Raw genomic sequence first — 10,319 nt, forward strand, 5'->3', positions numbered from 1 at the left:
TCATTAGTATGGCTGTCATGATAAACACCCATTCTTACTTTATACGTTTTTTTCTTTATTAAACAATTATGTACTATACATGGATATTAGTATAAGTTCAATAGACAAATATGAAAAGTCACTAAAATTAATAAAAAATTAAAGTGGTAACATTTAAACGAAGAAATAGAAACACATCAAAAAAGAAGAAGAGGGAGAAATTTGTTGGATGAGCCGAGAATCGCATCAAAAAATCCAGCTAGAGAGAATAATTTAATAGAATCAGGCGCAATATTGGCTAACTTTAAATAGGATTTTATGCAAATATTGTAGCAGGTCGAACCCATTTACACCCGTAGTGAATGAGTCACATTATATCCATAAAGAAACACGAGAAATTCTTCATTAGAATTCCTCGTGTATAAAGTCTATGACAGCAGAATAGATGTATGTTATATCACTCAGTTGAAACAGAAGGGTCTGCTTGCTCTTTAACTGGAACAACTTGCATAAAGTGACTACCTAAATCTGATAAAAGAGCTTTCAAATCATTCGCTTCATCTTCTTGGTTTTGGCCCATCAATAGATTGATATATTTTTCTAATAGTTCTTTTACATCTTCTAACCCATTTTGGTCAAGTTCGGTTACGTTTACTTTTGCACCTTTGGCTATTCTTCTTTCAATGGCCGCTTTTGTTAATCCCATTTCAGGTTGATGTCTTAAGTAGACGACGCCACCTGTCATCCCTGCACAAATCCATGGACCCGGATCACCTAATACAAGGCCGCGACCGTTCGTCATATATTCAAATGCAAATCCTTTAATATTCGCATTTGTACCGATTTTTCCAAATTCCTTCTCTGGAATTGGAGTTGTTAGTTGCCCACCAATAATCATGTCAGCTCCAGATAAACGGATACCAGCTCTTGCATCAGCATTTCCTTGTGCAACGAGAAGTCCGACTTGGGCACCGTAGCCAAAACCTTTTCCAACAGACCCATTATAATACTGCCCATTCTTACCTTTCGATTTGAAAATTAAGATTTGCCCACCGAAGGAAGTTTTACCAATCCCATCTTGCGCACCGCCTGCTACTTCGATGTTTATGCCGAAACTGTTATATGCCCCTAATCCGTTACCAGGGATAGATCCACCATTATATTTGAGATCAACTGGAGGAAGGGTTTTATATGATCCATCTAAGCGTCCTCTTACACGATGACAAGATACACGACTACCAAGTACCCTTTGCTCTGAAGTAACATTAGAGAAGGTACGTGATTGGTGCAATTCTTCTACACTTTTGTCTAGATATTCAGCTCCAACAGCCACTTGTAATTGTGCCTCACTAACTTCTTTAGGTTGCTCATTATTGCTGAGCTGTGAAATTTCTAATGTACGAAGTAAATAATCTAAGTTCAATTGTTCTTTTCCTTTTACTTGTTCAAGTAAATCTGTACATCCAATAGCGTCTTGTAGATTGCGAATACCGATGCTGCCAGCAAGTGCTTGTAGTTCTTTACCGAAAGCAGAATATAAGTTGACTAATCCTTGGACAGCAGATTCAAATTGACGAGGAACGAATCTTCTTAACCCATGTTCTTTTGCTTCTGCCTCTGAATCAATTTGCGTAGCAATTCCTACATGACAAGTATCTAGATGACAACCACGGCAAGTTGTGCAACCGATGGCTAACATAGATAATGTACCAAAACCAACTCTATTTGCACCAAGTAACATAACTTTTAAAACATCACTAACACTTTTTAAGCCACCATCTGCCCATAGCTCAACATAATCTCTTAATCCAGCTTCTAGTAAGGCGTTATGTGCCGCTTTAACACCAATTTCAACTGGTAATCCAACATGTTGGAGTGCGTGGATTCTAGCTGCACCTGTACCACCATCAAATCCACTTAATGTGATAATATCCGCACCAGCTTTAGCGATACCTACTGCAATTGTACCAATATTAGGCACAACAGGAACTTTAACTGACACTTTCGCTTTATCATTCGCTGTTTTTAATTCATGAATCATTTGTGCTAAATCTTCAATAGAATAAATGTCATGATTATTTGACGGTGAAATTAAATCAGATCCAATTGTTGCATTTCTCGCTTCAGCTATTTTCGCTGTTACTTTAGATCCTGGTAGATGTCCACCTTCACCAGGTTTGGCTCCTTGGCCGATTTTAATCTCAAGGAGGTTAGAAGAGTTAAGAAGCTCAGCGTTTACACCAAATCGTCCTGAGGCAACTTGCTGGCCTCTTGTGCGAGGATATTTCCCGAGCATATCTTTTATTTCTCCGCCTTCACCATTTAAACTAATCATATTTAGTCTTTCTGCACCTTCTGCATAAGCTCTAAAAGCAATTTCATTCTGCGAACCGAAGGACATAGAAGAAATAACGAATGGTAAGCTATGATCTCCAACAGAAATATTCACATCTTCTGGTGAAATTTTGGTTTCTGATTGTTTAAAATCAGTTAGGTGACGAATGGTTGTTGGGTTCTGATCTTCTTGTTCACTTATCTTTTCACGGTAAGCACCATATTCACCAGTAGACGCAACTTCACCAATTGCTTTCCAAATCCTTGGGAATAGATGGAAGGTTTTCCCGATTCTATTTTTCTCATTAATAAAGTCTTCCGCTCTTAAAAAAGCATCTTCTTGCATATGAACAAAATTGTATTTAAGCTCACCTGAACCAAAGAAATTGATGATGTTTAAATATTCAGCGATTTCTTCATTTATGCCAATGGTTGAGAATAGGCGACCATATCCTCTTAGTTCATGAATTCCGATTGTAGAGATTACTTTTTCTAATCCTTTTGTTAAAGCAGAATATAGGTTAATAAGAGGAGTTATTTCCTCGTTGGCTACAGTTATAAACATATAATATGGGCTAATCAAATCTGCACCTAAACCGTAAGCCGTTATAATATCATGTAATGACCTGATAGAAGCGGAACGTAAAAGTAAAGAACAATCTCTTCTTAGTGTTTCTTTTACTAATGCTTGATCAATGGCAGAAACGACTAAGTGTGGATCCATCCAATAGGAATCTTCTTGATGGGCACTGGCATCATTCAAGACAATAAGGGTTTTACCAGCTTTAACTGATTCAATCGCTTCTTTTGATAAGCGTGAAATCGCCTCTTTGATTGTTTCATCTTTGGAAAAAGTGATAGAAAGATAGGCAATTTTCTTTTGTGCTTGATAATATTCAGTTACTTGATCATAGCTAGGCTGATTGATTTCCTTTACACACTCGTATCCTAATTTTCCTTCTATTAATAATGGTGTTTGTAATTCAAGTACATCTACGGATTCTTCATTATTAAAGAGTGATGGTCTTTTACCGATAATGGTTCTAGTTGAGAAATGTTCTGTTTCTCTATCTCTATCAATTGCAGGGTTAGTAACAACTGCGACACTTTCTTTAATAAAATCAGCGATATTTGTTCTCTCACCATTTAAGGCTGCTAATGGAGCATCATGGCCAAGTGAACGGATAGGTTCCGCACCTTTTTCTGCCATTTGTTCTACTAAGTTTACATGGTCTCTTTCCCATCCGAATGCTTTATATTGACCATTATGAATCTTTGTTGGGAAAGCTATTGTAGTTACTTTATTCAAAATTGGCGCATTTAAACGATTTTTATAATCTTTAACATTTACACGAGAAGAGAAACGATTGAATGTTTCTTCTTGATAATTTTCATGTTCATATTTTTCTAGTTTATTCCCGTTCCATTTGAAACCAACTTTTTCACCAGGAGATAAAGGCTTTGGTTCACTTACATATTCACTCGATGAGATAATCCCTGGTTCAGATGAGAATAAATAAGAGCTTTCAGTCTCTAACATCCAAAGGGGTCTTAATCCAAGGGAGTCGACACTATATACTGCTTCATTTCCGAATCTTGAAATAATTCCGGCAGGACCTTGAGCGAAATGTCCCCAAGCTTCCCTAATATAAGTATATAAATCTTGTAAATGTGGAGGATATGACTTGATTTCATTAATGATTGGAGGGAAGAGTACGTCCATCGCTTCAAATAATGAATAGCCATCTCTACAAATGAGTGTTTCAATTGTTCTGCTTAAATCTTGGGAATCACTACCGCCTCTAACGAGTGGAACATTAATCATTCTAGCTTCGTCGCGCAATTTTGCAATCGTATTAATTTCGCCATTGTGCCCTAAGACGGCAAATGGTTGCACACGAAAAAAGCTTGAAAGTGTATTAGTTGAATAACGATTATGGCCAAGTGTCATAGTGGAAGCTACTAATGGATTGGCTAAGTCATGATAATATTTAGGTAAAATATCGCCAGCTCCCATTACTTTATACACAGCATGGAACTGACTAAGGGATGCTACGTGAATAAATTCATTTTTTTCTGCTTCTACAATGACTTCTAATATCGTTTGATTAAGATCTGCTTCATTTTTATCAACCGTACAGGCAATTTGCCAAAATACCGGGTTCTCTTGAATCGCAATCGGTCCAAGAGCAGAAGAATCTGTCACTTCATCTGATTCGAAAATTAAAGAAAATCCATTGTCATCAAGAAGTTGGCGTACTTCTGTTTTGAAGGTTTCACTTTGTTCATTGCGAGTGAAAAAGAGATGACCGACGACGAAATTGGGTGTGTCAACAACTGTTGGATCGATTTGAGCTTTTTTAAGCTTTTCTTTCCAGAGTGTACGGGGGATATCGATATGAATCCCAACGCCATCTCCTTCTCCATTAATAAAACCTGCACGATGGTTCATCGTTACTAATGCATCTATACAACTGAAAATATTTTCACGTGTTGGAATCTTTTCTTTCTCTAATGAAGAAACAATACCACATGCATCGTGTTCTTGATTATTAAAATTTTTGAATTGGGAAGGGGTCCATTGTTGAGTCATAGTATTCGGCTTTTTGAGGCAATGCCTTAAGCCGTTCACCTCCTAGTTTAGTAATGTTTTTGAGGTTGCTAGATTGCTAAGATTTCTAGCGAAGTTAATTGAAATGATATTTAATTAGGTAACGCATTAAAGTGTTTCGGTAACGAAGGAATTATACAGAATATTTACATTATCATATCACATGAATTTTCAGAAATCAATTATTTATACATTTTTATGGATACGAAAAATGTTGAGAATGTATAAAAATGTATAGAAGAATCTATATTTGTAAACGTTTTCATAGTATGTATCAAAAGAAAAAGAGAGCTGGTCGGCTCTCTTTTTCTGTATAAAAAATGAATAATTACTGGTTTGTTAACTCTTCGAAAGAATCATGGACTGCTTGAATGGTAGCGTCAATATCTTCCTCTGTATGAGCAATTGTAAGGAACCATGCTTCATATTTGGAAGGTGCAAGGTTGATGCCTTTATTTAGCATTAATTTGAAGAACTTAGCAAACATCTCACCGTTTGTATTTTCAGCTTGTTCATAGTTCATTACCTTTTCATCAGTAAAATATACGGTTAATGCTCCTTTTAATCGATTGATTGAAATGGAGATATTGAACTGTTTGGCCGCATTCATGATGCCTTCTTCAAGCTTTGCGCCTAATCTATCTAAGTATTCATAAACTCCAGGTTGTTTTAAAACTTCTAAGCATGCAATCCCGGCTAAGATGGATGCAGGGTTTCCAGCCATTGTTCCTGCTTGGTATGCAGGACCTAGTGGAGCAACACTCTCCATAATCTCTTTTTTTCCACCGTAGGCACCAATGGGTAGACCGCCGCCAATAATTTTTCCTAATGCTGTGAGGTCTGGTTGCACACCTAATAAATCCTGTGCACCTCCAAAGTGAAAACGAAAAGCGGTAATCACTTCATCATATATAACGAGTGAACCATGTGCATGACTTATCTCGTTTACCTTTTCCAAAAACCCTGGTAAAGGCTCGACAATACCGAAATTACCTACAATCGGCTCTACTAAAACACCGGCAATCTCATGTCCCCATTTGTCCATTGCTTGTCTAAATGAATCAATGTCATTAAAAAGAACGGTGATTACTTCTTTTGCAATCGATTCAGGTACTCCGGCAGAATCAGGTGTACCAAGAGTTGATGGCCCAGAACCAGCCGCAACTAATACTAAATCTGAATGTCCGTGATAACAACCGGCAAATTTAATTATTTTATCTTTTCCTGTATAAGCTCTTGCAACTCTTATGGTTGTCATTACAGCTTCGGTGCCGGAATTCACAAACCTTACTTTTTCTAAATTAGGCATCGCCTCTTTCAGAAGTTTAGCGAAGTCTACTTCATACGGAGTCGGTGTGCCAAATAGTACACCTCTTTCAGCAGCTTCTTTAATGGCATTCGTTATATGGGGGTGAGCGTGTCCTGTAATAATGGGACCGTACGCTGCTAAATAATCAATATATTGATTACCATCCACATCAAAAAAGTAAGCGCCTTGGCCTCTCTCCATTGCGACAGGTGATCCTCCACCAACAGCTTTATAAGATCGGGATGGGCTGTTTACGCCTCCTACAATATGTTCAACAGCTTCTTTATGTAGTCGTTCGGAATTGATAAAATGCATCAATATTCCTCCTTAAGTAATATAATTTCCATATATATTTTAACATGTAAGTTATCGATCTGTTAAAAGCAAAATATTTTCATATCTATCGTTAGTAAGACAACTTGTCATACTCTCAAAAGGTTGAACGTATAATGGTAATACCGTCACGAGAGAGGTGAGGTTAGTCGTGCTATTTTTTTTCGTTATTTTTACTGTTACATTATGTATTTTTATGAGTATGCAAAGCCTTTTAACACCTAAAAGAACGAAGGGAAGATGGGTGTCATTAGATAACTTTTTTTATTTAATCTGTCTTTATGCTACGATTTTAATTGCTTTTGGGTTAATATATATTATTCTCGATTTAAATGGGCATGTTGTGTTAATAGATGAAACAAGCTATGGGGGGATCAATTTTTTAGATCGTCTTGCATCGGGTTTTTATTTTAGTGCTGTTACTCTTTTTTCATTAGGTTATGGAGATGTTATACCAGTTGGCTTAGGCCGTATGGTAGCGATGGTTGAAGCGCTGATAGGCTATGTTATTCCAACTGCTTTTGTTGCAAGAGTTGTTTTTAATATTGATAATAAGAATGATCAATGAGAAGAAGGGTGTTTACTTGTATTTCACTCTTATTTTTTATAGTCTAAAAAAAACATGTTCAAGGAGTGAGTTATATATGAGTATAGAACTTGGAGAAAAAGCGCCCACATTTACATTAGAAGGAAGTAATGGAGAGGTTGTTAATCTAGAAGATTTTCGAGGGAAGAATGTCATCTTATATTTTTATCCTAAAGATATGACACCTGGTTGTACAACTGAGGCATGTGATTTCCGTGATAAGCATAATGATTTTTCTGACGTGAATACGGTGATTATTGGTGTTAGTCCTGATCCAATTAAACGTCATGAGAAATTTATTGAGAAACATGAATTACCATTCCTTTTGCTTGCAGATGAAAACCATGAAGTTGCAGAAAGTTACGGGGTTTGGAAGTTGAAAAAGAATTTTGGTAAAGAATATATGGGTATAGAACGCTCTACGTTTGTGATTGACGAGGAAGGTAAATTAATAAAAGAGTGGCGAAAGGTGAAAGTAAAAGGACATGTAGAAGATGCATTGCTTTTCTTGCAAAATAGAAAAGGTTAGACTTTTGAATACCATGATAATAACTTGCCCATTTTAATGAATTTAAGGCTTTTGTCCACGCAAGAGAAGCCAGTTTGAATATGATTAAACTAGGGCATACCTCCTCAAATATATTTTCCGGACTTTTAAATGAGTCCGGAATTTTTTTATAACTGACGGGCTAAATTTGTCTATTATAGGAAGTAAAAAAACAGAAGTATTTACAACGTTCATTTTTATAAAACAAGATGGAATATTAAATGAGTTTAGTCTATATGATAAAATAAGAAAAACATACTTCTTGAAACGCGGTTATTGACAACTTTCAATAATTATTAGTAAACTATTTATAAAGATTATAATATAAGAATGAATAGAAGTGAGGTGCATGACGGTGGCGCAAACACATCTTAAAGAAGCATTAGATACGTTAAAAGATACAGGGGTTCGCATTACTCCACAGCGTCATGCGATACTTGAATATTTAATAAACTCAATGACGCACCCAACAGCTGATGACATATACAAAGCATTAGAGGGAACGTTCCCAAATATGAGTGTGGCTACAGTTTACAATAATTTAAGAGTATTTCGTGAGGTTGGGTTAGTAAAAGAATTAACCTATGGAGATTCATCCAGCAGATTTGACTTTGTAACAACACAACATTATCACGTTATCTGTGAAGGTTGTGGTAAAATTGTTGATTTTCATTATCCTGGTTTGGATGAAGTTGAACAATTAGCGGCACATGTGACGGGCTTTAAAGTAAGTCACCATAGAATGGAAGTTTATGGGGAATGTCCAGAGTGTTCAAAGAAAAAAGAAATGCATTAAAATGTATAAAGCTGTCAGCGTACTGCTGCCAGCTTTTTCTCTGTATTTTTTTATGCTTTGTTTTCTATAGGAATCATCATACATATAGTTAGAGGTTAAATAATCATTTATTGTCTGTTTTAGATTTACAACCTTTTGCGTGAAAATAATCTACTGCTTTAATGAGGTATCTTTTCGATTATATTTTTCGTCAAATTCTTTTCCTTCTAATGTGCGATCGAGCGTTAGTGGTTCGCGACAATGCATACACATATCAACCCGGCCTAATATTTTGGTTGGCTTGTTACAATTTGGGCAAACAACTTGGATCGCTTTAGTGGAAAGAATACCAATCCACAAGTAAATTACCGTACTAGCAATAATGAATAATACACCCAAAAGCATACATATAGACATAATTAATGGTGAAGTTCTGAAGAAAATACCTATGTACATGACAATAAACCCAACAAATATTAAGCTTAGAGCAAAGGTTCTTATTTTATTTATTTTACTCGAATATTTTTTTGCCATCTTGATCCCTCCTAAACACTAACTATATCATACCATTGTAAGAAAAAATAAAAAAATTGTCACTATTTGCTGGTGTTTATCAAAGGGAATTTAGATAAATTGTCGAACTAATATTTAAAACGAAAAAATTATGGGGGCGTTATGATGGAAGATATACTCCGTCCTATTTATCAAGAAAGAGCTAGTCAACCAAATACATTAGGTGTGTTAATTGTAGAGGGAAATGAAAAGACAATTTCAAATAGAGATACGTTTGATGCAATACTCTTAATTATCGTAGAAAATGCGGATACGCCTATTTTTGTGAAACATTACACATTTGAAGATAAAAAAGCCTCAATGCAAATAATAACGAAGCAACAATTGGATCAATGGATACTAATGGGTAGTAATAGAAAGATTTTTGATTGGCTATATAGTGGGAAGGTTTTATTTGATCGCAACGAATATATAGGAAACTTACGTGATAAATTAAACGAATTCCCTTTCAAGGATAGAAAGCTCAAAATGGGACTAGAGTTTGCTAAGTTGATAAGAAGGTATACAGATGGAAAAACTCTGTTTGAAAATCAAAATTATTTTGATGCTTATAATAATGTTGTTCATTCTTTGCATCATTTAGCGAGACTCTCTATTATTGAAAATGGTTTCCATCCAGAAGTAACACTGTGGAATCAAATTCGCCATATGGAACCAGAAATAATGAAACTGTATGAAGAGTTAGTACAAAGTCATGAACCGCTTGAGAAAAGGTTAGAGTTATTGTTTTTAGCTTCGGAATTTTTAATCCATTCACGAACAAAAGCTGGTGTCAGCCATTTACTTGAAGTTTTAGCGGAACAATCAGTTTGGACAATTCAAGAGATCATCCAGCATAAAGAACTGAGACACTACTCAGTGGATTTGATGATTCTATTAGAATATTTAATTGATAAAGGGTTTATTAAAGTAATAAGTGAAGAAACAAAAGGAAAAGGAATTAAACACCGATATTACAGTTTGTGAAGAAAATTATATTAAGAAAACAAAAAGTGGTTGACCAAGGAAAAAATTGATGATATATTAATAACCGTCGCTAATAACTGTTTGAATAGCAGCTAACGCGGCGGAGTGATTTTTTAAAAAAAGTGTTGACTATACAACGGATGATGTGTTAATATTTTAAAGTCGCTCCTTAAGCGAATGAGATTGTTCTTTGAAAACTGAACGAACATAAACGTCAAGCGTAATTCTAAAAAAAGCTGATTTATCAGCAACAAAGCACCATAGGTGCAAACGAGCTAATCAAACACTTTATTGGAGAGTTTGATC

The 10,319-nt window shown here is 35.6% G+C and carries 7 protein-coding genes; 4 read left to right on the forward strand and 3 right to left on the reverse strand.

What is annotated here, in order from left to right; translation table 11 throughout:
* Positions 1-436: 436 nt before the first annotated feature.
* Positions 437-4,906, reverse strand: a complete 4,470-nt coding sequence (locus H9655_RS20975) for a glutamate synthase-related protein (RefSeq protein WP_191817179.1) — start codon at positions 4,904-4,906, stop codon at positions 437-439.
* Positions 4,907-5,252: 346 nt separating this feature from the next.
* Entirely contained in the window at positions 5,253-6,548 is a 1,296-nt protein-coding gene (locus tag H9655_RS20980) for a glutamate-1-semialdehyde 2,1-aminomutase (RefSeq protein WP_225230793.1), read from the reverse strand.
* 214 nt (positions 6,549-6,762) lie between these two features.
* Here H9655_RS20980 and H9655_RS20985 point away from each other — a divergent pair, with 214 nt between their 5' ends.
* The 3 genes from H9655_RS20985 (at position 6,763) to perR (ending at position 8,495) form a co-directional block, all read left to right on the forward strand.
* Positions 6,763-7,134, forward strand: coding sequence for a potassium channel family protein (locus tag H9655_RS20985; protein WP_095373494.1), 372 nt, complete (start codon positions 6,763-6,765; stop codon positions 7,132-7,134).
* Positions 7,135-7,210: 76 nt separating this feature from the next.
* Positions 7,211-7,681: a thioredoxin-dependent thiol peroxidase gene (gene bcp / locus H9655_RS20990; RefSeq protein WP_191817180.1), complete on the forward strand. Its 471-nt coding sequence runs from the start codon at positions 7,211-7,213 to the stop codon at positions 7,679-7,681.
* Between the two features lie 373 nt (positions 7,682-8,054).
* On the forward strand, positions 8,055-8,495 hold the full coding sequence (gene perR / locus H9655_RS20995; protein ID WP_180317040.1) for a peroxide-responsive transcriptional repressor PerR: 441 nt from the start codon (positions 8,055-8,057) through the stop codon (positions 8,493-8,495).
* A gap of 150 nt (positions 8,496-8,645) precedes the next feature.
* On the opposite strand, the gene H9655_RS21000 is transcribed toward perR, so the two are convergent.
* Positions 8,646-9,008, reverse strand: a complete 363-nt coding sequence (locus H9655_RS21000; protein WP_191817181.1) for a YgzB family protein — start codon at positions 9,006-9,008, stop codon at positions 8,646-8,648.
* Between the two features lie 144 nt (positions 9,009-9,152).
* Between H9655_RS21000 and H9655_RS21005 the strand changes: the two genes are divergently transcribed.
* Positions 9,153-10,013 (forward strand): nucleotidyltransferase-like protein, encoded by an 861-nt coding sequence (locus H9655_RS21005; RefSeq protein ID WP_191817182.1) that lies wholly within the window; start codon positions 9,153-9,155, stop codon positions 10,011-10,013.
* The last annotated feature ends 306 nt before the right edge of the window (positions 10,014-10,319 follow it).

The sequence above is a fragment of the Cytobacillus stercorigallinarum genome (genome assembly GCF_014836495.1).
Lineage (GTDB): Bacteria > Bacillota > Bacilli > Bacillales > Cytobacillaceae > Cytobacillus > Cytobacillus stercorigallinarum.

Excerpts from the sequence above, each read along its gene's own strand:
- H9655_RS20975 (WP_191817179.1), bottom strand. The coding sequence starts at position 4,906 with ATGACTCAACAATGGACCCCTTCCCAATTCAAAAATTTTAATAATCAA.
- H9655_RS20980 (WP_225230793.1), bottom strand. The coding sequence starts at position 6,548 with ATGCATTTTATCAATTCCGAACGACTACATAAAGAAGCTGTTGAACAT.
- H9655_RS20985 (WP_095373494.1), top strand. The coding sequence starts at position 6,763 with ATGAGTATGCAAAGCCTTTTAACACCTAAAAGAACGAAGGGAAGATGG.
- bcp (WP_191817180.1), top strand. The coding sequence starts at position 7,211 with ATGAGTATAGAACTTGGAGAAAAAGCGCCCACATTTACATTAGAAGGA.
- H9655_RS21000 (WP_191817181.1), bottom strand. The coding sequence starts at position 9,008 with ATGGCAAAAAAATATTCGAGTAAAATAAATAAAATAAGAACCTTTGCT.
- H9655_RS21005 (WP_191817182.1), top strand. The coding sequence starts at position 9,153 with ATGGAAGATATACTCCGTCCTATTTATCAAGAAAGAGCTAGTCAACCA.